A 25,350-nucleotide genomic window follows, 5' to 3' on the forward strand; every position below is an offset into this window, starting at 1 on the left:
GAACTTAATCAACGATTGGCAGATATGTTGGGTTTCGTTGTAGCAGATAATAGAGCTTTTGAGTGCTGTGTGTCGTCTGACGATGTTGCATTTTGCCGAGACGCGGAGGTCTGCACCCAATATCCCAGAGCGATCATCACCGCGCCACCGCACAGATTTCCCAATGTCACGAAAGCAAGATTGTAGAAAGCGCCACCTACGGTAATGTTTACGGGATGCGTGCTTAAAAGTGCCAATGAAAAAGCGAACATATTGGCCACGCAATGTTCAAAGCCCGCAGCGACAAAGATCATGATCGGCCAGAAAATAAGGATGGCTTTGGCCGCGTCATTCTGCGTGCGATAGGTCATCCAGATGGCGAGGCAGACAAGCCAGTTACAGATCAGCCCGCGTGCGAACAACTCCGATGCAGGTGCATTCATTTTGGCGGCAACTGCTGAAATAAATGCTGCGTTTCCATCGCCGAGCAGGACGCCGCCGCCGCCAAGCTTGAAAAGCCACGCAAGCATGAAAGCGCCAAGCAGATTGCCGAGCCAACAGACCGCCCAAACTCTCAGCGTGTCCATAAAACTTACCTGCCTGCTCAGCAGCGCGAGCGGCATATACATGGCCGTTCCGGTGAAAAGTTCAGAGCCCGCAAAGATGACGATTGTTAAAGCCGCGGCAAAGACGGCACCCATCACCAGATGTGCCCATGCAGGGTCGGCATGGGCACCGACCGTGAACATGATGATGTCACCGAACCCGATATAAGCACCGGCCATGGCCGAGCCCACGATGAATGCGAGCGAATTGTATTTCAATGTGACGGATTTGGAGTGACCTGCCTCTGCAAGCCTGCTGATGGTGTCTTCGTACATGATGGTTTCCTTGCGAAATCACAATTCGCGTAAAAAGCGATCGACTTACACAAATCCGAGCCTATGCCGCGTTGTTCAACCGGGATATCGGATGTTGGTTTCGGCGACCCTATACCTTGGTATAGGCCTGCAAAATAGACCGGAAATCATGCATGAAATTCTGTCGCTCCGGCACAGGTGCACGCGGGCGGACAAATGCCAAAAAGCATTCTCGTATAAAAAGAAATGGGCACCACCGAAACGCATTCGGTGGTGCCCATGCAAACAAGCAAAAAGCTTATCTTAGTTTGCCGATGCAAGTGTCATCGATGTACCTGTAGCAGCAATGTTCAGGCCGATCTGGCCAGTTACACTGATTGCCTGCAGGTGAACCGAACCAGCAGTGCCGCCAAACAGAACGTTGGTACCAATGCCAGCGCCGAGTGTGGCTTCAGCTGTCGCACCGCGATAAACGCCGCTCAAGGAACCCTGATGGTAACCTGCTGTCGGCGCAAATACTGCCCAGACAAGACGGCTGCGTGTTGTGAAGCCAAGATCAACACCGAGCTTCTTGATCGCGCCGGTGTAGTGATCCGAACGCTCACGGCCGACAGTCGACCGGAAGACACAATCAACTTCCTTGGCCGAGCCAAGAACATAGCCAACGCCGCCATCGATATCGCACGTCAGATATCCGATCCGCACACCGTTGCGTGCGTCTTCTTCCTGGTAACGCGTCTGCATATCAGCTGCAGTGGCAGCCGTTACGCCAGCAATTGCCAAAGCTGTGGTCGCGAGTGCCATAGCAAGTGTCTTCTTCATCATTCTCTCCTTCAAAATTGTGACCGGTGCACCGCTATCGATCCTCCAGCCAACAAATTCAGCACCAGATTACGGACGATATCGCAGAGCGATTTTAATCGACGCAACTGACGCAGCACATGTTGAGGCGTGCCGGAATGCGCAAGTGACAGACGGGTTACAGTTCGCCTCATAATGGGACATTTTGAAGGCATCACGGAAAATGTTTACACAAAATTAACAGTTTAGCCTTGGCTGTCAGGAGTTATTCCTGTGACCGTTGCGCCTTTGCCACGGCAGGCGCAAAGCTGTGAATATCGTCTGCGGTAACGGATATTTCATTGTCCAACGTCATCCAGACTGGACGAAATTGCAATTTTAGATTGATCTCTTCGCCACGATTTGCAACGACACAGTTGTATTTTCCGTTCAACCGGTTTTCCCTATACATTCTGTTTCGGTCCGTTTCGTGGATACCAAGGCTGCCCTTTATGACGAAGAAAATGTACATTGTCGGTAATGGACCAATAAAAGAGGATTTGTCCGCCGATATCGACGGGTCTGACTTTGTTGTACGCTTCAACGAACCCAAGAGTTCCATTGGGATGTCCGGCACCAAGACGGACATACTTTTCATGTGCAATGCGGGTAAGCCGATGCAGCGGCGGCTGAACGACCCGCGCTTTATTGATTCCCCGATCGTCCGCGCGGCCAGCCAGATTGTCTTGGCCTATCATCCATTCATTATCGACCGTTATTTCCCGAAGCCGAATATCCTATCGCGCCTGAAAGGTCGCCGTTCTGACTGGACAATGGCAACGATCAGATCATTGGGCGGGGTAGGCAAGACAAACATTGTTCTGCCGGAGCAGTTCTATCTCGATGGCTGCCGGGAACTTGGACTGCCGGAATCCAAAATGGCCGAGGTTTTCCCAAGCACCGGTTTCTTCGGCATCTATTATATTCTCAACCATCCTGATTATGCGGGCTGGGACATATCAGTCTGCGGCTTCAGCTGGCAGGGATGGAAACGTCATGCCTGGGCGAATGAGCAGGAATGGGTAAGGAACAAGGTCGATAGAAAATTGTTATCTGTCATCGACTAATAAAAGTGACGTCTCTCGGAAGGAATGCAACATGACGGAACAACTCGACATCTACGTAGGGTGGGATTCACGCGAACCGATAGCCTATGAAGTGGCGAAAAGCACAATATTGAAACATGCATCGATTCCCGTTGGCGTCGAACCTATTGTGCTTGAGAATCTGGTGAGCAAAAATGCCTACACGCGTGACATCGATCCGCTTGCATCGACCGAGTTCACCTATTCGCGTTTTTTCACGCCATGGCTCGCTGACTATAAGGGTTGGGCGCTGTTTTGTGATTGCGATTTCCTGTTCTTTTCCGATGTTGCCGATCTGCTGCAATATCGCGATCCGAAGAAGGCCGTTTACTGCGTAAAACATGATTACACGCCCAAGGAAGGCACGAAAATGGACGGAAAGGTCCAGACCAGCTATCCCCGCAAAAACTGGTCATCATTCATGCTTTTCAATTGCGAGCATCCTTCCGTTCGCAAACTCACGCCTGAGCTTATCAACCGGGAAAGCGGCGCCTATCTTCACCGGATGCAATGGGCTGCCGATGATGAGATCGGAGAAATTCCAACAGCTTGGAACTGGCTTGAGGGCTGGAACGAAAAGCCCGCAAGCGGAACGCCGAATGCGGTTCATTTCACCAATGGCGGACCTTGGTTTAAAGACTGGCAGGACGTCGAATATGGCGATGTCTGGCGTAAAGAAGCCTTGAAAATCGATCCCGATTTCAAACCAATCTGAGATAATCATAACCCATCAAAATCCCGGCGTTTCCAGCGCCGGGATTTTTTATTTGCCCTTGGGAAGGCTGAAATTGACGGCTGCCAAATGCTCACATGCTGATTTCAGTTTCGCCTCAGCCTCATATAATTCTCCACTCAGCCATCTCTGATAAAAGCTGTGATGTATCTGGTTCGAATTCTCCTGTGCGGGCAGGAGCAATCAACCGGGAAACGCGTCTGCTGAGCGGTTATCCGGAGAATATACTCAATGCTTTTTGCACTATCTGCCCGCGATTGGTTTGTGATTCTGGCCACCATAGGCGCCAGCCTCAGTGCCTTGAAAGCCGCCTGGCACTGGCACGCCTCTACCGAGATATTGACGAGGGACGAAGTCGCGGGCCTGTCTGACGGGCGAAATGTACTCGATGACGTGCTCGACATCGCCCTTGCACAGAGTTTGGCGAATGCAAAGGCAGCTCAGGCCGCCATCTTCGCTGCTCTATTTGCCGTTATTGTATTCGTTACATGCCTGTCCAGCTGACAATATCGAGCCCGGGTGCAATCCAGTACGAATGCTCTACCCGTCGTGCGTCAGAAGAGAGCCGTCACTTAATCGATTGACAATTTTCATCCCAGAAGCTGCAGTTGATACGACCATCCAAGATGGGCATAACAACCGGAACTATGGGAATCCAATGAATTTTCGGCAGCTTGAAGTTCTTCGCACATTGCTTGTCACGGGCTCCACGACAGCAACGGCGCGAGCCATGGGTCTCAGTCAGTCAGGTATCAGCCGGTTATTGCAACAACTTGAATCCGATCTGTCGATGCAGCTTTTTGCGCGGGACAAAGGCCGGTTGATCCCAACCCCGGAGGCTGAAAAGCTTGCTTATGATGCGGAACTTGTCCTTGCGGGAATAGACCGGTTCACCAATCTTGCGCAGGATTTGCGCAGCGGTGCGGTCGGGCCGGAATCCGTGCGCATAGCTCTGCCCAACAGCCTTGCAGATCAGTTCACCCCCGATCTTCTGGCAGCCTTCGACAAGGATTTTCCACGCGTACGCATTGAGACTTTCTTTGATACATCAATGGCTATCACGCGGCTTATCGAACAGCGCATCGTGGATTTTGGTTTCCTTCGCTATGAGGGGCAACAAAGTGCTGGTGTTGAGCTGGACGTGATCGTCAGTGGCCGCAAAGTGTGTGTCATTCCAGCTGGTCACCCCTTGGCTGATCTGGAGGTGATTACCCCAAAAGATCTGCGGAATATTCCATTGATCCTGACAGGTCGTAACCGGCCCAATCGCATGAAACTTGATGAAATTTTCCGGCGCGCCAGCGTCACGCAAACGGTCAAAATCGAAACACACAGCAACAACTCTGCATTTGCCTATGCGGCCCATGGTCTTGGTGTTACGATCATCAGCAGTTTCTTCGCCAATCTCACCAAGGACCCAAGAGTCGTGATCCGCCCGTTTGAGCCGGCGCTGCGGCAAAGCTTCGGCCTCGCCAAGGCAGCAGGCGTTCCGCTTTCCATTGCCGCTGAAGCGTTGAACAATCGGATGAAGGAAATGCTTCTTGCGGTGCAAGACGTCAAAATCTAAGCCTGCGGGCGCTATTCGACAGCACTCATGATCTCCCGCTGAACATCCGCATCTTCATGCATAACACTATGACGTTTACTCATAATATTGCGCATACTTTCCACATATGCTCATAGTCCAGCACTCAATGGCCAGACAACCGCTGGATACATGCCATCGGTCAAAAGAGCAGAATGGGAACAACGTGATCAAATTTATACTCAGCCGAATGCTGATGGCTGTGCCCACGATTATCATTGTGGCAGTTGCAGTATTCACCCTTATACGCTTCATACCCGGCGATCCGGCCGCCCTTATGCTGGGGGACCTCGCTGACCCGCAACAGATCGCAGCATTACGTTCAACATTGGGTCTCGACCAGAGCATCCCCGTGCAGTTCATGATATGGGTCGGCCATCTGTTCCAAGGCGATTTTGGTAAATCCATTGTTACAGGCGAACCTGTCCTGCATCTCGTCTTGTCCCGGTTTTTCATCAGTGCCCAGATCGTTGTTCTTGCTGTTTTCATTGCAAGTGTGATCGCCGTTCCGGCGGGTGTTATTGCGGCATGGAAACAGAACAGCCTCACTGATCTTGCCCTCGTCGGTACGGCAACGGTTCTTTTGTCCATTCCGACTTTCTGGCTTGGGCTTTTGCTGCTGCTCTTCTTTGGTCTGAAACTCGGCTGGGTGCCGGTACTGGGCTACGTCTCCGTGACAACCGACTGGAAAGCCGGGCTCATCTACATGGCGCTTCCGGTTGCCACGCTTTTTATCCACGAGATGGGCGTCATCATCCGCATGGCTCGCGCCTCAACCCTTGAGGTCCTGCGTCTCGACTATATCACCCATGCGCGCGCCAAAGGGCTTTCCGAACAGGCTGTTCTCTGGCGTCATGCCTTCAAAAACGCTTTTGGTCCCACATGGACAATGATTGGCCTGATCCTCGGGAACCTGCTGGGCGGTATTGCAGTGATCGAAACTGTCTTCTCGATACCCGGCCTTGGCCGCTTGCTGGTCGACAGTATTTTCCAGCGCGACTACCCCGTCATTCAAGGCTGTCTTCTCCTCGTCGCCCTCGCCTATGTGCTGGTCAATCTCGTCATTGATCTTCTCTATCCACTCTTCGACCCGCGGGTGGTGGCAGAATGAAAAAGTTTACATTCAACGGCGTTATCGGCGGGACTATTATTGCCCTGCTGTTTGTGGTTGCCGCTATCGGAATGGTCTGGACGCCATTTGATCCGATGAAGCTCAGTTTTTCCGCGCGCCTTGCAGCCCCAAATGGGTTGCATCTTTTGGGAACAGACGAGTTCGGACGCGATGTTCTGAGCCGGTTGATAATTGGTGCGCAGGCCAGCGTCTGGATCGGCCTCGCAACGGTCTGTTTTGCGGTATTGTTCGGTACTTTAATCGGTCTGACCAGCGGATATCTGCGTGGCTGGGTGGACGGGATCATCATGGCATTCAACAATGCCCTTCTGGCATTTCCCGGCATTTTGCTGGCGCTCGGTCTCCTCGCGGTTTTCGGTGCCAACCAGTATGGCATCATCTTTGCGCTGGGTATTGCCTACACCCCCTCCATGGCACGTATTGTCCGTGGTGCAGTTTTATCCCTGCGTGAGCGGGAATTCATTGAAGCCTCGAAGGTTATGGGCAACAGCGAGATCTACACGATCCTTCGCCACATCCTTCCCAATTGTCTCGCACCGATCACCGTTCTTGCCACATCCATGTTCGGCTGGGCGATCCTTTCCGAAAGCGCCCTCAGCTTCCTCGGTCTTGGTGTGCCGCCACCCGCGCCAACCTGGGGCAATATGCTTGCAGCCGGTCGTCCGTTCATTGAGCAAGCCGCATGGCTCGGCTTCTTCCCGGGACTGTGCATCGCATTCACCCTTCTTGGCATCAACCTGCTTGGCGATGCCCTGCGCGACAAGCTTGATCCCCGCATGAGAGGTTTGAAATGAGCAGTCAGAACACCCTTCTCAGCGTTCGCGGGCTGACCCTTGAAGTCATCCACAATAATGGCGCGGTCGTCAAAAATGTCAGCTTCGACGTTTCATCCGGTGAGATCGTTGGTATTGTCGGTGAATCCGGATCGGGAAAAACCCTCGCGACTCGCTCCATTATTGGATTGATTGCGCCCGGTATCCGCCATACCAGCGGTTCAATCCTCTATAAGGGTCAGGATATCCTCAAGGCCGGTGATCGCGCGCTGCGGCGCTTGCGTGGTGGTGAAATCGGTGTCGTCTTTCAAGAACCGATGACTTCCCTCAATCCCTCGATGACCATTGGTCGCCAGCTGGAAGAAGGACTTATTCTCCACACCAAACAAACATCCGAGCAGCGCCGCACTAATATCCTCCACATGCTGACCCGTGTTGGCCTGAAAGACCCGTCGGGCGCATTGACGGCCTATCCGCATGAGTTTTCCGGCGGCATGCGTCAGCGCATCATGCTTGCCTCGGTCATGCTTCTGAAGCCTGCCCTGCTGATTGCCGATGAACCCACAACGGCACTGGATGCCGTTGTTCAGCGCGACGTCATGGAACTCATGGTGGAACTGACGAAAGAACAGGGCACCGCAGTGCTTTTGATCAGCCACGATCTGCCGATGGTCGCGCGATACACCAATCGTTTTGTCGTGATGGAACGCGGTGTCGTTGTCGAACAAGGCACGACGGAGGAAATCCTGTCGGCTCCGAAACATCCCTATACACGCAAGCTTCTGTCTTCCCTGCCATTCCGGGGAGATGTCCGCTCGATTGACACCACTGCGGGGCCCATAGTTTCCGCGCGCGATATCGTCGTCGATTATCCGGGGCGCAAAAGCCTGTTCAAGAAAGGCATTGCAAAGCGCGCCCTGCACGGCATCAGCATAGATATTCATCCCGGCGAGGTGGTGGCCTTGGTCGGTGGCTCGGGTTCGGGAAAAACCACTCTCGGCCGCACGATTGCGGGACTGGTCAAGGAGACAAGCGGCGAAATCCTGTTTCAGGGCAAGAGTCGCCGAAGTGACTGGTTTGATTACCGCATGAATTGCCAGATGGTCTTTCAGGACCCCTACTCATCGCTCGACCCGCGCATGACGATCATGGCTCTGGTCGAAGAAGCGCTCAGGCTCATCCCCGATCTGACAACGGCCGAGAAGAGACAACGCGCCGCCGAGACACTTGAAGAGGTTGGTCTCGATAAAGCATTTGCTGATCGTTATCCGCACCAGCTTTCCGGTGGCCAGCGGCAACGTGTTGCCATTGCGCGGGCGATTGCACGCCGCCCCAAATTCCTGATTGCGGACGAGCCCGTCTCAGCACTTGATGTCACCGTGCGTGCGCAGGTTCTCGACCTCTTTTCAAACCTGCAAAAACGGTATGGCTTTTCCTGTTTGTTCATCAGCCATGATCTGGGTGTCGTCGAGCAGATCGCCGATCGTGTCATCGTCATGCAGGACGGTGAGATCATCGAGCAGGGCGACCGGAACGCAATCTTCGATACGCCAAGGGAAGCCTATACCCGCAAGCTGCTTTCGGCCATTCCCGCGCTGGACCTCAACGACAATGGCGGCGTCAAACTCAAATGGCGGCTCGACGCCTGAACCAATGAAAAAGGGTGGAACATGAAGAAAATACTTCTCGCAGGAACAATCCTGATAACGACTGTTGGTCTGGCTCAGGCACGGGACATCAATATCGCGCAAAGTTCGGATATTCGCAGCAACATCCCCGGCGTTAATCGCGACGGCAATACGGACTCGGTCATCTTCCATCTGGTCGAAGGACTGGTTGGCTATACGGAAAACGGTGACGTAAAACCGCTTCTCGCGCAGTCCGTCAACGTATCAGCCGATGGCCTGACCTATACATTCCCTCTGCGCGACAATGTGAAATTCCACAATGGCGATCCACTGACGGCTGAAGATGTCGTGTGGAACTGGAACCGCTATATGGCGGAGGACACAAAGTGGACTTGCCGTGCGGATTTCGATGGCAGCAGGACCGTTAAGGTCACTGGTATTGAAGCTGTCGATCCCCATACCGTTGCCATGACGATTGCAGCACCCTCCGCTGTATTTCTCGGGCTCATGGCACGGCCCGAATGCGGTTATACCGGGATTATCAGCCCCAAATCGATAGCAGCTGATGGCAGTTTTGTGGCGCCTATTGGCACAGGACCATTCAAATGGGGTGAATGGAAGCGCGGCGAATATGTGCGGCTGGCAAAATTCGACGCCTATGTCTCACCACCAAACGATGGCAAACCCGATGGCATGGTCGGCTCCAAGCGGCCACTGGTGGATGGGGTAAAATTCACAGCAGTTCCCGATGCTTCAACGGTTAAGGCCGGATTGCTCGCAGGTGCGCTTGATGCGGCTGAGGTACCCGCCGACCTCGTCCCGGAACTGAAGGACAGCGCGATACAGCTGATCATGAAGCGCAACAACGGCAAAAACCTTCTCTATATCCAGACCCGCGATCCCGTTCTGAGCAAGGTCGGCGTGCGCCGTGCCATGGCTGCTGCGCTTGATCTGGATGATCTGGTCGGAGCTGTTTCCAATGGCACAGGGACCGCGAATGCTTCCATGGTTTCGCTGGACTCAATCTACTATTCCGGTGTTCAGAAAAAGCGGATTGCCACAGATCTCGAAGCAGCGAAGAAAGAACTCGCGGATTCCGGCTACAAGGGCGAACCAATCAAGATCATCGCGAACAAGCGCGGCAATGTTCCAAGCTATCCGGTGGCTGTTGTTGCTCAGGCCATGATGGCACAGGTCGGCCTCAATGTGCAGATCGAAGTTCTCGATTATGCCACGCAGGTCGACCGGCGCCGCAGCGGCAATTATCAGATTATCTCCCAGTCCGTCACGCCGCGTCTCGATCCGGCGCTGATGTATAGTTTCTATGTGGGCAACAAGGACAAGAACGCTTCGCTCATGTGGGATAATCCCAAGGCGATCGAACTCATGGATGCAGCTTACAAGGAAGCGGACCAGACCAAACGTCAGGCCATATTCGATCAGTTTCATGAACTCATGCTGCAGGAGGTTCCCGGCATCTTTCTTTATGATCTCATGGATCTGTGGGGCGCATCGAAAAAACTGCACGGCACACCCGTATGGCAGTCGAATGCACGCGTTTGGGAAGTATCGCTCGACGATTAATTCGAAGGTTTATTGCCGGGCATCCGTGTTCGGGCATTGAAGAACCAGAAGGAAGAAATGATGACGACCAAGCAAACTGTTGCGGCCATAGCCGCAGCTGTCGACCAGTTGCAGCCTGAATTTGCAGCCATGAGCGATGCTATCTGGGATTATGCGGAGCTGAGCTTTTCAGAGCACCAATCGGCACAGACGCAGATTTCCATGCTGGAAAAACACGGCTTTCGCATTGAGCGCGAAATCGCCGATATTGAAACCGCCTTTATCGGCGAGTCGGGCGAGGGCAAGCCGATCATTGCCTTCCTCGGAGAGTTCGATGCACTTGCAGGGCTGAACCAGAAGGCAGGCATTGCCATCGAACAGCAGGAAAAAACCGGCGGCACCGGTCATGGATGCGGGCACAATCTGCTTGGCACGGGTTCAATGCTGGCCGCTGTCGCCCTCGCGAAACATCTGAAGGCAAATAATCTGTCAGGCACCATCCGCTATTATGGCTGTCCCGGCGAAGAGGGTGGATCGGGCAAGACATTCATGGCCCGCGCCGGAGCTTTTGATGATGTGGATACGGCGCTGACCTGGCACCCTGCCCCGTTCAACGGCGTGCGGTCCACCAACAATCTGGCGGTGCTGGAGATTTATTACCGTTTCAAGGGCATCGCCGCCCATGCATCAAATGGCGCGCATCTTGGCCGTAGTGCGCTTGACGCACTCGAACTGATGAATGTCGGCGTCAATTTCCTGCGTGAACACATGCCGCAGGATTGCCGTGTCCATTACGCCATCACCGATGCCGGCGGCAAAGCCGCCAATGTGGTTCAGTCGCGCACCGAAGCGCTTTACCTCGTTCGTGCGCCGGAATTGCCGATCGCCCTCGACCTTGCCGCCCGCGTTGACCGGATTGCCAAGGGTGCAGCGATGATGACGGATACAGAGGTTGAAATCGTGTTTGACCGGGCAGCTACAAATCTTCTGCCCAACATCGCGCTTGAGAGCGCTATCCACGCCAATATGATTGATCTGGGTCCAGTACCATTTGACAATGCAGACATTGCCTTCGCGCAGGAGATACAGAACACACTGACGCCAGAAGCGGTTAAAAGCAGTGTCAGGCTTTACCAGATCAAAAACGACGTGTTCCTCAATGGCAAGGTCGATGGATCAAGCCCGCTGCATCTCGGCTTGCGCGACTTCGAAGGCGAATCGCATTTCCGCGCCGGTTCAACCGATGTCGGCGATGTAAGCTGGATCACGCCAACGGCCCAGTGCTGGGCTCCGGCATGGGCAATCGGTACCGCACCACACACATGGCAGGTGGTCGCTCAAGGCAAGAGCCCAGCGGCCCACAAGGCTTTTGTTCATGCCGCAAAATCTCTGGCCGCTACGGGTCTTGATCTCATTCTCAATCCCGATCTTCTGGCTCAGGCAAAGGCAGAATGGCGGGAAAAAACCGAGGGTCGCCCCTATCAATGCCCTATTCCAGCGCATATAGGCCCAAAGATCGGTAGACCCTAGACTTTACCGCAAGCCATGACTATCTAGCCAGTTACACCCAGTAACCTCTGACGGCAGCTATCACATTGCTCTGGAAGTTATGGCATATTTGCCGTAGAGGTTCTGGCGCAACGAGGCCCGAAGGCCTTGTTGGAGGCAAGATTATTATATCGCCCCACCTCGGCATAAAAGATCGTGAACTTGAATGCCTGCAGCCAACATAGCCGCCGAAGCGCCCGGAGCCATTGCAACACTTCTGAGCTTTGGTCTCGTCGGCTTTGGATCACTGGCACTCCTTGAAAAATTCATCCCGGTTATCCCATCTTACGTGCTCTTCATGCTTTTGGGCATGACCGTGCCGGATAGCGGTGGGCTGGGACTGGCTATTCTCGTTACCACAATCGGGTCTGCGGTCGGTGCGTTGGGCTGGTTTTCCCTTGGCTGGCTGCTTGGGCCAACAAGGGCCGAAGGGATTGTCGCGCGCTACGGCAAATATGTTTTCCTGAAGCCCGCCTTCTACGAACGTCTGACAAACTCCTATCGCAGCAATCATTTCTGGGTAACGCTGACGGGACAGATTATCCCAACAGTCCGGATCTATCTTGCGCTGCCCGCCGGAGTCCTTCGGCTTGATCCCCGTTCATTCACCGTGGCAACGACGGTTGGCACTTTCCTTTGGAATACGCCATTCCTGTGCCTGGGTTATGCACTGCGGGGCACCCCCTATGATCCAATTCACGTTGGATTCTGGGCGTCGATAATTCTGTTCGTTGCTGAAGGTTCGGTCATTCTGTTTTTCAGCCTGCGCCGCAAACGTCTGGCTCGACAGAGCTAGAAACTTTTCTGAAGCCGATGCCACTTTGATTGCAGGATAAACCACAGATCCGGCATGATCCCCAGCGCGTGCTCTATACGCACGGCAATATCGAGCGTTATCGGATGCTGTCCGCCGATGATCGCCTCAATGGTCTCCACCGGGATTTCCGCGAGCCGGGCAAAATTCTCGCGGGATAGCCCGTGCGCACTGATGCAAACGGCGAGATGCTCGCCGGGATGTACGGCCCAATGCGGGTTCCATTGATCTGCTGTCGAGTGCATTTTCCATAACCGATTCAGTTTCGCTTCGGTGAGAGATTCGTACCAGTTACTCATGTCAGGCCCATGTAAAAAACATGGCCTGAAAGTGGCAGTCTGCAAACAAATGTTTCTCCGAAAACACTTCTGAATCGAAAGAACCGCCAATAAATCTTGTGCACAGATTTTGAGCAATAACATAATTGCTCAAAATACCGTCTTGACGTCGTTTCAAAAATACCGTCGATTGAACCAATCCAACAATTGGTCCGAACCAATCACACATGGCAAGCAATCAATCCCAGGAGAATTCCAACTACGCGCTTGATCGACTGCGCCATCTTCTGATGTCGGAAGCATTCGAAAAAGATGGCAAACTACCGACAGAGCGGGCGCTTTCTGAGTCCCTTGGCGTCAGCCGTCGTTCAGTCCGCCGCGCGCTTGAGGTATTGGAAGCCGAAGGCCAGATATGGCGCCGTCAGGGTCATGGGACGTTTGCCGGGCGCAAACCCGATGGCTGGGGAGAACATGTCGGCACAATTATCGCCGGTACCGATTTCATGGAAATCATGGAAGTTCGGCTGAGGATAGAACCTCAATTGGCACAGCTGGCCGCAATGCGCGCCAAGGCTTCTGAAATCGCTCGTATGCGGGAGCTGGCGCTGAAATCAAGCGAAAGTCAGGACCCAGACTCGCATGAGCTATGGGACGGCGCATTACACCGGCAAATCGCCCAGAGCGCTGGCAATCAGTTTTTCCTGACTATCTTTGATGTGATCAACCGGGTGCGTTCTGATGAAGCATGGCAAGTCATCCGTGAACGGGCGCGCAGCGGAAACAACTCCGGATCAAAGTCTTACGCCCAGCATTTAATCATCATTGACGCCATTGAAGCCCGCGACCCGCTGAAAGCCGGTGAAGCGATGCGTCAGCATTTGTTGATGCTGCAGGAGTGGCTGATCCGGTTGACTTCAATGGATGGAGCTGAAACGGGCCAAACCAGCGAAGCGCCCTAACGCATATCATTACGACGTTACGATAAGGACCGGAGCATAACCGGCCATCAATACGGAACAAACAAGCGGATTTCACCGCTCTGACAAAAGAGGAGAACTTCGATGAAAAAGGCAAGGCTTCTTGCAACCCTGGTCGCTGGCATTCTTATCGCTGCCCCCGCTAGCGCCGCTGACTTGCGTATCGGCCTTCAGGACGATGCCGATGTGCTCGACCCCGCGCAGTCGCGCACCTTCGTTGGGCGCATTGTCTATACGGCATTGTGCGACAAGCTGGTGGATGTAAGCCCCACGCTTGAGATCGTGCCGCAACTGGCAACGGATTGGAAATGGTCGGATGATGGTTCTGAATTGACCATGAACCTGCGAAAGGATGTGGTCTTTCATGATGAGACGCCGTTCAATGCAGCGGCTGTCGTTGCCAATATCCAGCGATCACAGACCTTGCCGGAGTCTCGCCGCAAGAGCGAACTCTCTTCAGTAAAGAGCGTCGAGGCAACAGGTGATTATCAGGTCAAATTCACGCTGAAAAGTCCGGACGCCTCGCTGCTCGCGCAGCTGACGGATCGCAGCGGCATGATGGTTTCGCCGACAGCGGCCAAGGAACTCGGAGCCAATTTCGGCAATAAGCCGGTTTGCTCAGGTCCGTTCAAATTTGTCGAGCGGGTCCAGCAGGATCGTATCGTGCTGGAGAAATTCGCGCATTACTGGAATGCGGCCAATATATTCATCGACAAGGTAACTTTCCTGCCGATCCCCGACTCGACTGTCAGGCTTGCTAACCTGCAGTCGGGTGACCTTGATATGCTGGAACGGCTTGCCGCCACGGATGCCGCAGCCGTGAAAGCGAATTCAAATCTGACCTATGCCGATGCAATTGGCGTTGGATATCTAGCCCTCTATACCAATATCGCCAATGGCCCGCGTGCCGACAATCCATTCGGCAAGGACAAGCGGCTGCGCCAAGCCTTCTCTCTGGCCATTGATCGCGACGCGGTCAATCAGGTTGTTTATGAAGGCACATCCGTCGCCGGTAACCAGCCCTTTCCCCCCAACAGCCCCTGGTACGACAAGGACATTCCTGTACCTGCCCGGGATGTAGAGAAAGCCAAAGCCTTGATGAAGGAGGCTGGCTTTGAGACACTCGATATCGATCTGCAGATTGCAAACAACCCCGTACAAATGCAGATGATGCAGATCATCCAGTCGATGGTTGCCGAAGCCGGATTCAACGTCAAATTGAGGACGACGGAGTTCGCAACGCTTCTGTCCGAGCAGACAGCGGGCAATTATCAGCTTGGCCGCTCCGACTGGTCGGGTCGCGTCGACCCTGATGGCAATCTACATCAGTTTGTCACATGCAAGGGCGGTATCAATGATACCAAATACTGCAACCCCGAAGTGGACACGCTTCTCAACGATGCCCGCGCCTCAACTGATAATGCGGTGCGCAAGCAGAAGTACGATGCAGCGGCACAGATTCTCAATGATGACCTGCCCATCATCTATCTTGGCCATCAGGCTTGGATCTGGGCACTCAAGAAGAATGTGACGGGCTTTGTGCCCTCCCCCGACGGCATGATCCGCCTGCAGGGTGTCAAGAAGAGCTAACGAAACAGCGATGGGCAAAGCTGCGGGTTTTGCAGCTTTGCCGCAACGCGACACGTCAGGATTTTCAGGCCATGTATACTTACATCGGGAAGCGGCTATTGCTGGCCATACCGACACTGATCATCATTTCGATCTTTGCGTTCTCCCTGCAAAAGCTGTTGCCGGGGGATCCGATCCTTGCCATGGCAGGAGAGGAGCGCGATCCGCAGGTACTGGAATTCCTGCGCGACAAATATCGTCTGAATGACCCTGTCATCTTCCAGTATTTCTATTGGATCGGTTCTGTCCTCCAGGGTGATTTCGGCATATCACTGCGCACCAATCAGCCGGTTCTGTCACTCATTGCCGAAAAACTTCCTGTGACCGTTCAACTGGCCATCATGGCCATGAGTTTTGCCTTCGCCATCGGCGTTCCCATCGGAATATTGGCTGCGGTCAAGAAGAACACCGTCGTCGATTACATCGCCAACATCGTTGCTTTATCCGGTCTCTCCGTCCCCAATTTCTGGATGGGTATTATGCTCATTCTGCTCGTCTCGGTGAAACTTGGCTGGCTTCCGGCATCGGGTTACGAACCGTTCTTCAGGGACCCCGTGCGATCCCTGCAAACCATGATCATGCCAGCCTTCGTTCTCGGACTGGCACTGGCAGCGACACTCATGCGCCATACGCGATCGTCCATGCTGACCGTGCTGGGTGCCGATTACATCCGCACAGCCCGCGCCAAAGGCGTTTCGGAGCGCTCGGTCATTCTCAGCCACACGTTCCGTAATGCGCTTCTTCCGATCATCACAATGACTGCTCTGCTCTTTGGCGAACTTCTGGCGGGCGCCGTGCTGACAGAACAGATTTTCACCATTCCCGGCTTCGGCAAACTCATCGTCGACGCTGTTTTCAACCGTGACTACGCGGTTGTGCAAGGCGTCGTGCTGTGCACGGGGGCAGGCTTTATCCTGATGAACCTCGTTGCGGATGTGCTCTCCCTCCTCCTCAACCCAAGAATGAGGGCAGCGCTATGACCATGCCGCAAACAATGCCGATGGCACCACAGCAAAGCCGCTCAAACAACCGGGCATGGAAAAAACTGAAGGCCAACAAAAGCGCTCTTGCCGGTCTCATCATCATCAGCATCTTCCTGATCCTTGCGCTCGCCGCACCTCTGTTGCCGATAGCCGATCCCGTCGCTACGAGTTGGTCTGCAATTCGCAAGGCTCCCTCCGCTGCGCATTGGCTAGGCACCGATGATATCGGCCGGGATATTCTCTCTCGCATGATCTGGGGCGCACGCGCCTCGCTGATGGCCGGTGTGTTTTCCGTGGGAATAGCTGTTGCTGTCGGCGTTCCGCTCGGGCTCATTGCCGGTTATTTCGGTGGCTGGATCGACATTGTCATTTCGCGCATTACCGAGGCATTTCTGGCCATGCCATTCCTCATCACGGCCATTGCCTTGGCTGCCTTTCTTGGGCCAAGCCTTGGCAATGCGATGATTGCCATTGGCTTTTCCGCCATGCCGCTTTTTGTACGTTTGACGCGCGGGCAGGTGCTGACTGTAAAAACCGAGGATTATGTGGAAGGCGCGCGCTCCGTCGGGCTCAGCCACTACAGGATCATCACCCGTTACGTTCTGCCGAACGTGTTCTCCCCCCTGCTCGTCCAGGCCAGCCTTACTATAGCCACTGCAATTATCGCCGAGGCCAGTCTCTCCTTCCTTGGGCTCGGTCAGCAGCCTCCCGCTCCCAGCTGGGGCTCGATGCTCAATGTGGCAAAGAACTTCCTGTCCCAGGCTCCATGGATGGCCATGTGGCCGGGCGCTGCCATTTTTCTTGTCGTTATCGGCTTCAACCTACTTGGCGATGGATTGCGCGACGCCCTCGACCCGCGCGAAGCATAATTCTGAAAGGACAATTCAATGACCCGTTTTACCACCCGGCCCGAAATTCTAGGAACTTTTGGGGTTGTCGCGTCGACACACTGGATCGCCACAGCAGTCGGTATGAGCATTCTTGAAAAGGGCGGCAATGCCTTTGACGCGGCCGTCGCAACAGGCATGGTCTTGCAGGTGGTGGAACCGCATCTGAATGGCGCAGGCGGCGATATGCCTGCGATCTTCTACTCAAAGAAGAAGGACAAGGTAGAGGTCATTTGTGCGCAGGGTCCTGCACCGGCGCGTGCGACGATTGAACATTACAAGCGCGAGGGGTTGGATCTGATCCCCGGCGATGGCCTTCTGGCAACGGTGATACCCGGCGCATTTGATGGCTGGATGCTCATGCTTCGAGACTATGGCACGATGTCGGTCCGCGATGTACTGGAACCCGCAATCTATTACGCCGAGAATGGCCATCCCGTTTTGCCGCGCGTCTCGGATACCATCAGCGGGTTGGCCGAATTCTTCCGCAAGGAGTGGCCCACATCCTTCGCAACATGGCTGCCCGGCGGCAGTGCCCCCGCACCGCATTCAAACTTCAAAAATCCTGTGCTTGCCGCAACGTGGAAACGCATAATCGCTGAGGCTGAAAGCAAGAACGGCCGCGAGAACCAGATCGAGGCGGCGCGCGATGCATTCTATCGCGGTTTTGTTGCCGAGAAGATTGCTGACTATCTGCAAAGCGCCGAGGTCATGGATGCCAGCGGCAACCGCCACAAAGGCGTACTGACCGCTGACGATTTGGCAAACTGGCACGCGACAGTGGAAGCACCGCAAACCTATGATTATCATGGCTGGACAGTCGCTAAAACGGGGCCATGGGGTCAAGGGCCCGTGCTGCTGCAATCGCTTGCCCTCTTGAAGGGCTTTGATATCGCCGCGATGGACCCGAACAGCGCAGAATTCGTTCACACGGTGGTCGAAGCCCTGAAACTCGCCTATGCGGATCGCGAGGTCTATTACGGTGATCCAAATCATTGCAATGTGCCGATAGAGCATCTTCTGTCTGACACCTATGCCCACGAACGCCGCAAATTGATAACAGCGCAGGCTTCCCACGAGCTTCGACCGGGGAAAATCTCCGGCTTTGAGACGCAGTATGATCTCACCATGCAGATGTTGAAGGGCATGGGAGACGGCGCGGTCTATGAGCCAACCATGTCGCACCTTTCGGAGAAACGTGGTGACACAGTTCATATCGATGTGATCGACCGTGACGGCAATATGGTGTCGGTCACTCCATCAGGCGGCTGGCTCCAGTCATCACCAATCATTCCCGAGCTTGGCTTCTGTCTCAATTCGCGCGCGCAGATGTTCTGGTTGCAGGAGGGATTGCCGACATCGCTCGCTCCGGGCAAGCGCCCGCGCACGACACTGACCCCGACTATCGCGCTTTTTGAAGGGCGACCAACAATGGCCTTCGGCACGCCCGGCGGCGACCAGCAGGACCAATGGCAATTGCCGTTTTTCCTGCGCCACGTTCATCACGGCCTGAACCTGCAGGAAGCAATCGACCAGCCATTGTTCCATACAACGCACTTTCCAAGTTCTTTCTATCCAAGGACAGGAGAGCCGGGAAACATCACCATCGAAACCAGCATCGGCATAGAGGTGTTAAACGCACTGCGCCAGAAAGGACATGTAATCACCGCCGCCGACCCATGGTCCGTTGGTCGTCTGACGGCAGCAAAACGCGACGCTGACGGGTTGCTACGGGCAGCGGCAACACCACGCCTGATGCAAGCCTATGCGATAGGGCGATAGCCAAATGAAGGTGAACGCTGTGACAGCTCCCGAAACGGACCACGCATCAATAGCCACCGCTGCCAATCCGGTGCTGTCTGTCGAAGGGCTGACCACGTCCTTTCTCGTTGACGGCACGTGGAAAAGCGTGGTGCGCGATGTCTCTTTCAAAGTCATGCCGGGAGAAACCGTCGCTATTGTTGGCGAATCCGGTTCGGGCAAGAGCGTCACGTCACTTTCTGTCATGCGCCTTCTGGCAAAAGCATCCAGTCGCATTGAAGGCAGCGTTGTGCTCAACGGCAAGGACCTTCTTGCGCTGTCTGACAGGCAGATGCGGGATGTTCGCGGCAATGATATTGCAATGATCTTTCAGGAGCCGATGACCAGCCTCAATCCGATTTTCACCATCGGACGGCAGATATCCGAGGCATTGACCTGTCACAGCACCATTTCACAAACGGAAGCGCGCGCCGAGACAATACGCCTCTTGGAGAAAGTGCGCATACCCAATGCAGCAGCACGCTTCGATGAATATCCGCACCAATTCTCCGGCGGTATGCGCCAGCGCGTTATGATAGCAATGGCGCTTGCAAGCCGGCCGAAGCTTTTGATTGCCGATGAACCAACAACTGCATTGGATGTCACCATTCAGGGACAGATTCTTGATCTGATCAAGGTCCTGCAGGAAGAGGAAGGCATGGCCGTCCTTTTCATTACCCACGACATGGGCGTGGTCGCCGAGGTCTCGGATCGTACTATTGTGATGTATCGCGGTGAGGCCGTCGAAAGTGGCCCTACTGCCGATATTTTCCATCACGGCAAGCATCCCTATACGAGAGCGCTGCTTGCAGCCGTGCCCCGCCTCGGCTCAATGAAGGATCGGCACTGGCCGTTGCGCTTTCCGATTGTCGATATCAAAACCGGGCAATCGACCGTTCCGGTCGAGGTAGCCGATACGGTCGACAAGCGAAAAACGCCGATCCTCGAAGTCAAGAACCTGACCACGCGATTCGATATTCGTTCGGGTCTGTTCTCGCGGAAAACGGGCGCCATCCATGCGGTGGAAAACGTATCGTTTGACCTGTTCCAGGGTGAAACCCTATCGCTGGTCGGCGAGTCCGGCTGCGGGAAATCGACCACAGGCCGATCTATCACCCGTCTCGTGCAGCCCAATAGCGGGGAGGTTCTTCTGGACGGATATAATGTCCTTGCCCTTGATCCGATTGCCCTGCGCAATATGCGGAAAAGTATCCAGATGATTTTTCAGGACCCTTTTGCCAGCCTCAACCCGCGTATGAGTGTCGGCGCAACGATTGCAGAGCCGTTCATCGCTCACCGTCTCGGGACACAGAAGCAGGCTCGCGAAAAGGCTATAGACTTACTTGAACGGGTTGGTCTGACGGCCGATATGTTCACCCGCTATCCGCATGAGTTTTCCGGCGGCCAGCGCCAGCGCATTGCCATTGCCCGCGCCCTCTCCCTTGATCCCAAGGTCATCGTCGCAGATGAGTCCGTTTCAGCGCTCGACGTGTCGATCAAGGCGCAGGTGGTCAACCTACTCCTCGACCTCCAGCAGAATTTCAATCTGTCATTTCTGTTCATCTCGCATGATATGGCCGTTGTCGAACGGGTGAGCCATCGTGTGGCCGTCATGTATCTTGGCGAAATCGTCGAGATCGGTCCGCGCGCCGCGGTTTTCGATAATCCGCAACATGCCTATACGAAAACCCTGATGAATGCCGTTCCTGTGCCCGACCCGGCGCGCCGGGCAATCAGGCGCAATGCCACAATCAATGAATTGAAAAGCCCGGTGCGACCCGTGGGGTATGAATCGCCGCAGCGCGAATATCTGGAGGTGACGAAAGGACACTTTGTTCAGAGATAATCATGGCCGGCGCGCGGTGTCGAACCCCAACCCGCTAAACACCTGCCCCAATCTTCGCCTACTCCAAATCTTCCTGGCTGAAGGCTTCTGTAACGTGAAGGTCTGTCGTTTCCAGACGACCTGGGCCGAGGTTTACGAACTTGTGAGGAACATGAGCAGGACCGAACAAAATCTGACCGGCTTTCGCTTCTATCTGCTGCTCGCCAATTGTAAACAATGCACGCCCCTCCCGAACGATGAAAACTTCATCATATGGATGCCGATGGAGTTTCGGACCGTGGCCAATTTTATCGGTGGTGTAGAACATCACCGACACACCAGTGCCAAAGCGCATCCCTTCAAATTCGCCCTGCCATACATCTGGCTCCTCAGCCCATTGGTCACGATCAAGCACCATGGCCTTCTTTTGCATCAATTAACCTCTCATCGCCGCCCGCTAATTATTGTCGGCCATGTTTTAATATAATCTATGTTCAACGCAGTAATTCATTGGCAATCATTGCCGCCACCCATTTCGGAGCGTGGACCTTTAGCAGCTGAATGCTTGAAAAGGATATCCCTAAGATACTTTATTGTTTTTATTGAGTAATTTTATCAATTCGGCAATGAATATTGGTTTAGATACCACAGCATGGACTTTATCCACGATTTGAGGTGCTTAAATACAGGAATATCATAGCATATTTATGCTGTTGTGTGGATAAAATGCCTGCGCTTAAACCGATCTTCGTATTGTTTCGTTGATCTAACCCAATTCGCACCCCTCCCCTCTTCCCATAGTGGCTCGGTAAAGGCGGACAGGCCACGTTATCACCATTGTAAGTCCGCCTGCGATTGCTAGACTCCCACCATGATCAAATCATCTAAAACCAGCTTGCTTGGCTATGCGCGTGTATCGACAGAAGATCAGGCTAACGATGCCCAGATGATCGAATTGAAGGCTGCGGGTTGCACCACGATCTTTGAGGAGCACGGCTCCGGTACATCGCGGGCTCGCCCGGTTCTTGCCCGCCTCCTGCGCGAGATCGGACCGGGTGATGTTCTAATCGTTGTTCGGCTCGACCGGCTGGCTCGTTCAGTGAGCCACCTGCTCGCGGTCATCGAACAGCTCGAAGAAAAGGGCGCTCATTTTCGTTCACTGCACGATCCGATCGACACCTCGACACCGCAAGGCATGTTTTCCCTGCAGGTGCTTGGCGCCGTGGCTCAGCTGGAACGCGCGCTGATCTCGGAACGCACCAAAGCTGGCATTAACGCTGCCCGCGCACGCGGCAAACTTCCGGGCAATCCCGGCTTGCGTGAGAAGCACCCCGAGGCGCTTGCCAAGCTTTCAAAGGCGCGAAGGCGCGGACATCTGGCGGATCTTGTCGCCGCTATGCCGTCCTGGCTTCCCATCGTACAACGCATGCGCCCCGAACATCCATGGGAGGACGTTGCGCGTAGCATACAGCACCAGACGGGACAGAAGTGGAATGTTGATCGCCTGCGCCGGTCCGTGAGGCTGCTGGTGAGTGAAGGGCTTGCCGATACCAGATTGATAACCCCCTCCCCTCGCCGCACACCAGAAGACCGATTGCTGATGCTTGTAACCGGTATCGCAAATGCCAACCCGGATTTGACGCTTCGGGAAATCGCCAGCCAGCTTGAAGCCATGCATGAGCGCACCTCACGCGGCGCTTCGCGGTGGGCCGCGTCATCCGTCAAGAACCTTCTGGACAGAGCCAGAAAACTTGGGCTTGTTTCTTCTTGAAATGCTGTGGCGTCATCGCTCGTCTAGGCAGAAAACAAATTGACGACAAAGATAAACCGGAGACGGTCCACCGCTCCGGTTTGATGTTAATCTCGGCAAGAACGATAGACGCTGTGCCCTGCCCTAGCCAACCACGACGGTCGCCTTGCCTGACACGCGACTGTACAGGTCAATAATGTCCTGATTGATCAACCGCACGCAGCCAGACGACATCGACTGACCAATCGACCACCATTCGGGTGAGCCATGAATACGATAGCCCGTATCAGCGCCATCCTTGTAGATATAGAGCGCGCGTGCTCCCAGCGGATTCTGCGGTCCCGGCTCCATACCATTCTGATACTGCACGAGTTCAGGCTTGCGCTGGATCATTTCGCGTGGCGGCGTCCAACGCGGCCATTCCTTCTTATACTGGATGTTGGCGCGGCCACTCCATAGGAAGCCGGCCTTGCCGATGCCGACGCCATAACGAATAGCATCACCACCCGGTTGCACCAGATAGAGGAAGCGTTCCTGCAACCGCACAACGATTGTGCCCGGCTGCTCGCCCGTCGGATCAACGACGATCTGACGACGGAATTGGGCCGGTACTTTTTGATATGGAATGGCTGGAAGCGAATAAGGCCCCTCCTGCACTGCCGCATACATTACGTCAGGGACCGTCACGGATTTATCAATACTGATTTGCGGACGAATACTACCTGTTGACGTAGTGTCGACACCCATATCCGGAAGTTCGAATGTCTGTGAACAGCCCGATACGCCAAGGACGGCAAGTGAACCTGCGCCTAGCAAAAGATGACGGCGGGAAATGGCTGGGGTCTGCAGACTGTTGATGACTGCCTGATTACGCTTGGACAACTCGGTACTCGCTTACAACTGTGGCAATTGGATAAAACTCTATGGAAATGTGGTTTATAAAGAGTGAATCGGAACCGGACCATTTTAACCATAATGCTTGTGATGGAATCATGCGCGCAGTTGACAGCTGTCAACTCGCATTGGAATCGCAATTTACTCGACATGTCAGCGCCGCTCGAATTGTAGGATGAATTGCTCGTGAGACAGGAATCCAAGTTCCGCGCTGATCGTCACGCGGTCATCAAAATTGTTCGACCAGCGACCCCGATAGATTGAACTACAGCACCCGCCTTAAAAGGCCAGCTCTGGCTCTTCCCGACATCCGAGTTGACAGCTGTCAACTTTATAAAAAATGAGATGCGGCTTCTCCACCGCGCCTCAATATCCTCATCACCCCGTCAAGCAGCCGAAGCAACCGCAGACGGAACAATGATATCTATCGTTGTCGTGCTGTCATAGCGGCTTTGATCAAGAATGCCCTGACGCTTGGCAACAATCGTCGGGATCAAAGCCTGCCCTGCAACATTCACCGCCGTGCGACCCATGTCGAGGATTGGATCAACAGCAAGCAAAAGACCAACACCCTGCAAAGGCAGACCCAATGTCGAGAGTGTCAGTGTCAGCATAACGATAGCGCCAGTGAGACCCGCAGTTGCGGCTGAACCAATTACCGAGACGAAAGCAATCAGAACATATTCCTGCATGCCCAGCGGCACGTTATAGAACTGCGCAACAAAAATTGCCGCGATAGCCGGATAGATTGCAGCGCAGCCATCCATCTTTGTCGTAGCACCCAGTGGAACCGCAAAAGCAGCGTATTCACGCGGAACACCCAAATTGCCCTCAGTGACTGCTTCCGTCACGGGCAGTGTTCCGATGGATGAACGCGATACAAAACCAAGCTGTATTGCGGGCCAGGCACCGGCGAAAAATCTTGCCGGGTTAAGACCGTTCGCCAAAAGCACGATCGGATAGACAATGAAGAGGACCAGACCCAGCCCGATGTAAACCGCTGCAGAAAACCATCCAAGTTGGGCCAGCGTTTCCCAACCATATTGTGCAACCGCGTTTCCCAAAAGTCCGACAGTGCCAATCGGCGTCAAGCGAATAACCCACCACAGGATCTTTCGCACGACCGCCAGCAGCGCCTTGTTGAACTCCAGAAACGGTTCGGCCACGGCGCCAACGCGCAGCGCGGCAACGCCCACGACAATCGAAATGATGACAATTTGCAGCACGTTGAAAGACAGGGATGTGCTCGCGCTCCCATCGGAGACTTTTGTTGACGCCTGAAGGCCCAGCATATTGGACGGCACAAGCCCCTTCAAAAAGTCCAGCCACGAGCCCGTCGAGGAAGGAACCGCAGCCGCAGTAGCAAGCACTGCGGAATTGATTCCCGGCTGAATAATGAGCCCAAGGCCGATGCCGATAACCACTGCGACAAGCGCCGTTATCGCGAACCATAGCAAAGTCTGCCAGACGAGCGCGGCCGCATTGTTCAGGGCACGCAGATTGCTGATGCTCGCAACAATGGCGGTAAAGATTAAAGGCGGCACGAGAGCCCGCAGCAATTGCACGAATATGGAGCCAACCGTTTGCAGCGTGACGGCGAGCCAGTTCGCATTGCCGGCAACATCTTTCCCTATATCACGCGCGATAAGGCCCAGAACAAGCCCGGCAATCATGGCAAGCGTTACCTGAAACCCGAACGAACGATAGAATGGTTTTGGGTTGGCGGATGAAGAACCAGGCGATGTTTTGGTCATTTCGATAATCTCGCTGAGGGAAACACTTTGAAA

Annotated in this window: 23 protein-coding genes; 17 read left to right on the plus strand and 6 right to left on the minus strand. The window is 54.3% G+C overall.

Annotated features, from left to right (window positions below; all coding sequences use genetic code 11):
• Window positions 1-8: 8 nt before the first annotated feature.
• Together BLU05_RS22815 and BLU05_RS22820 are read right to left on the minus strand one after the other, a co-directional pair.
• The gene (locus BLU05_RS22815; RefSeq protein ID WP_091885310.1) at window positions 9-860 is read right to left on the minus strand and encodes a formate/nitrite transporter family protein; all 852 of its coding nucleotides are present in this window, start codon (window positions 858-860) and stop codon (window positions 9-11) included.
• A 282-nt stretch (window positions 861-1,142) separates the two neighbouring features.
• Window positions 1,143-1,661 carry a DUF992 domain-containing protein gene (locus BLU05_RS22820; protein ID WP_091885313.1) on the minus strand — a complete coding sequence of 173 codons (519 nt, stop codon included), beginning with the start codon at window positions 1,659-1,661 and terminating at the stop codon, window positions 1,143-1,145.
• Window positions 1,662-2,131: 470 nt separating this feature from the next.
• On the opposite strand from BLU05_RS22820, the gene BLU05_RS22825 reads away from it, so the two are divergent.
• The 10 genes from BLU05_RS22825 (at window position 2,132) to BLU05_RS22870 (ending at window position 12,522) form a co-directional block, all read left to right on the plus strand.
• A complete protein-coding gene (locus BLU05_RS22825) occupies window positions 2,132-2,746 on the plus strand; it encodes a hypothetical protein (RefSeq protein WP_091885316.1) in 615 nt (204 codons plus the stop codon).
• A 31-nt stretch (window positions 2,747-2,777) separates the two neighbouring features.
• Window positions 2,778-3,479 (plus strand): glycosyltransferase, encoded by a 702-nt coding sequence (locus tag BLU05_RS22830; RefSeq protein ID WP_091885319.1) that lies wholly within the window; start codon window positions 2,778-2,780, stop codon window positions 3,477-3,479.
• A gap of 249 nt (window positions 3,480-3,728) precedes the next feature.
• Entirely contained in the window at window positions 3,729-4,001 is a 273-nt protein-coding gene (locus BLU05_RS22835) for a hypothetical protein (RefSeq protein ID WP_091885321.1), read from the plus strand.
• A gap of 154 nt (window positions 4,002-4,155) precedes the next feature.
• Window positions 4,156-5,064, plus strand: coding sequence for a LysR family transcriptional regulator (locus BLU05_RS22840; RefSeq protein ID WP_091885324.1), 909 nt, complete (start codon window positions 4,156-4,158; stop codon window positions 5,062-5,064).
• Between the two features lie 184 nt (window positions 5,065-5,248).
• Complete coding sequence (locus tag BLU05_RS22845) at window positions 5,249-6,193, plus strand: ABC transporter permease (protein ID WP_091885327.1); 945 nt, start codon at window positions 5,249-5,251, stop codon at window positions 6,191-6,193.
• On the plus strand, window positions 6,190-7,008 hold the full coding sequence (locus BLU05_RS22850; RefSeq protein WP_091885330.1) for an ABC transporter permease: 819 nt from the start codon (window positions 6,190-6,192) through the stop codon (window positions 7,006-7,008). The genes BLU05_RS22845 and BLU05_RS22850 overlap by 4 nt, the downstream gene beginning before the upstream one ends.
• Window positions 7,005-8,636, plus strand: coding sequence for an ABC transporter ATP-binding protein (locus tag BLU05_RS22855; protein ID WP_091885333.1), 1,632 nt, complete (start codon window positions 7,005-7,007; stop codon window positions 8,634-8,636). The genes BLU05_RS22850 and BLU05_RS22855 overlap by 4 nt, the downstream gene beginning before the upstream one ends.
• A 21-nt stretch (window positions 8,637-8,657) precedes the next feature.
• Window positions 8,658-10,199, plus strand: a complete 1,542-nt coding sequence (locus BLU05_RS22860) for an ABC transporter substrate-binding protein (RefSeq protein ID WP_091885336.1) — start codon at window positions 8,658-8,660, stop codon at window positions 10,197-10,199.
• Between the two features lie 60 nt (window positions 10,200-10,259).
• The gene (locus BLU05_RS22865; protein WP_091885339.1) at window positions 10,260-11,708 is read left to right on the plus strand and encodes a M20 family metallopeptidase; all 1,449 of its coding nucleotides are present in this window, start codon (window positions 10,260-10,262) and stop codon (window positions 11,706-11,708) included.
• Between the two features lie 184 nt (window positions 11,709-11,892).
• A complete protein-coding gene (locus BLU05_RS22870; protein WP_091885342.1) occupies window positions 11,893-12,522 on the plus strand; it encodes a DedA family protein in 630 nt (209 codons plus the stop codon).
• Here the strand turns inward: BLU05_RS22870 and BLU05_RS26045 are convergent.
• A complete protein-coding gene (locus BLU05_RS26045) occupies window positions 12,519-12,785 on the minus strand; it encodes a helix-turn-helix transcriptional regulator (protein ID WP_139210510.1) in 267 nt (88 codons plus the stop codon). The genes BLU05_RS22870 and BLU05_RS26045 overlap by 4 nt on opposite strands.
• Before the next feature lie 260 nt (window positions 12,786-13,045).
• On the opposite strand from BLU05_RS26045, the gene BLU05_RS22880 reads away from it, so the two are divergent.
• The 6 genes from BLU05_RS22880 to BLU05_RS22905 all read left to right on the plus strand — a co-directional run bounded on the left by BLU05_RS22880 (window position 13,046) and on the right by BLU05_RS22905 (window position 20,940).
• Entirely contained in the window at window positions 13,046-13,777 is a 732-nt protein-coding gene (locus tag BLU05_RS22880) for a FadR/GntR family transcriptional regulator (RefSeq protein ID WP_091885348.1), read from the plus strand.
• A 102-nt stretch (window positions 13,778-13,879) separates the two neighbouring features.
• Entirely contained in the window at window positions 13,880-15,385 is a 1,506-nt protein-coding gene (locus tag BLU05_RS22885; protein WP_091885350.1) for an ABC transporter substrate-binding protein, read from the plus strand.
• 71 nt (window positions 15,386-15,456) lie between these two features.
• Window positions 15,457-16,404, plus strand: coding sequence for an ABC transporter permease (locus BLU05_RS22890; RefSeq protein ID WP_091885612.1), 948 nt, complete (start codon window positions 15,457-15,459; stop codon window positions 16,402-16,404).
• On the plus strand, window positions 16,401-17,276 hold the full coding sequence (locus tag BLU05_RS22895) for an ABC transporter permease (RefSeq protein WP_091885353.1): 876 nt from the start codon (window positions 16,401-16,403) through the stop codon (window positions 17,274-17,276). The genes BLU05_RS22890 and BLU05_RS22895 overlap by 4 nt, the downstream gene beginning before the upstream one ends.
• An 18-nt stretch (window positions 17,277-17,294) precedes the next feature.
• Complete coding sequence (locus BLU05_RS22900; protein WP_091885356.1) at window positions 17,295-19,076, plus strand: gamma-glutamyltransferase family protein; 1,782 nt, start codon at window positions 17,295-17,297, stop codon at window positions 19,074-19,076.
• Between the two features lie 19 nt (window positions 19,077-19,095).
• Entirely contained in the window at window positions 19,096-20,940 is a 1,845-nt protein-coding gene (locus BLU05_RS22905) for an ABC transporter ATP-binding protein (protein WP_244518503.1), read from the plus strand.
• 58 nt (window positions 20,941-20,998) lie between these two features.
• On the opposite strand, the gene BLU05_RS22910 is transcribed toward BLU05_RS22905, so the two are convergent.
• Window positions 20,999-21,352 carry a cupin domain-containing protein gene (locus tag BLU05_RS22910; protein ID WP_091885361.1) on the minus strand — a complete coding sequence of 118 codons (354 nt, stop codon included), beginning with the start codon at window positions 21,350-21,352 and terminating at the stop codon, window positions 20,999-21,001.
• 438 nt (window positions 21,353-21,790) lie between these two features.
• On the opposite strand from BLU05_RS22910, the gene BLU05_RS22915 reads away from it, so the two are divergent.
• Window positions 21,791-22,690 (plus strand): recombinase family protein, encoded by a 900-nt coding sequence (locus tag BLU05_RS22915; protein WP_091885364.1) that lies wholly within the window; start codon window positions 21,791-21,793, stop codon window positions 22,688-22,690.
• 123 nt (window positions 22,691-22,813) lie between these two features.
• Here the strand turns inward: BLU05_RS22915 and BLU05_RS22920 are convergent, their stop codons facing one another.
• Window positions 22,814-23,518 (minus strand): L,D-transpeptidase, encoded by a 705-nt coding sequence (locus BLU05_RS22920; RefSeq protein ID WP_175540723.1) that lies wholly within the window; start codon window positions 23,516-23,518, stop codon window positions 22,814-22,816.
• 431 nt (window positions 23,519-23,949) lie between these two features.
• Window positions 23,950-25,317 carry a dicarboxylate/amino acid:cation symporter gene (locus BLU05_RS22925; protein WP_091885369.1) on the minus strand — a complete coding sequence of 456 codons (1,368 nt, stop codon included), beginning with the start codon at window positions 25,315-25,317 and terminating at the stop codon, window positions 23,950-23,952.
• Between the last annotated feature and the right edge of the window lie 33 nt (window positions 25,318-25,350).

Origin of the sequence: Phyllobacterium sp. OV277 (assembly GCF_900104355.1) — a bacterium.
Taxonomy (GTDB): domain Bacteria; phylum Pseudomonadota; class Alphaproteobacteria; order Rhizobiales; family Rhizobiaceae; genus Phyllobacterium.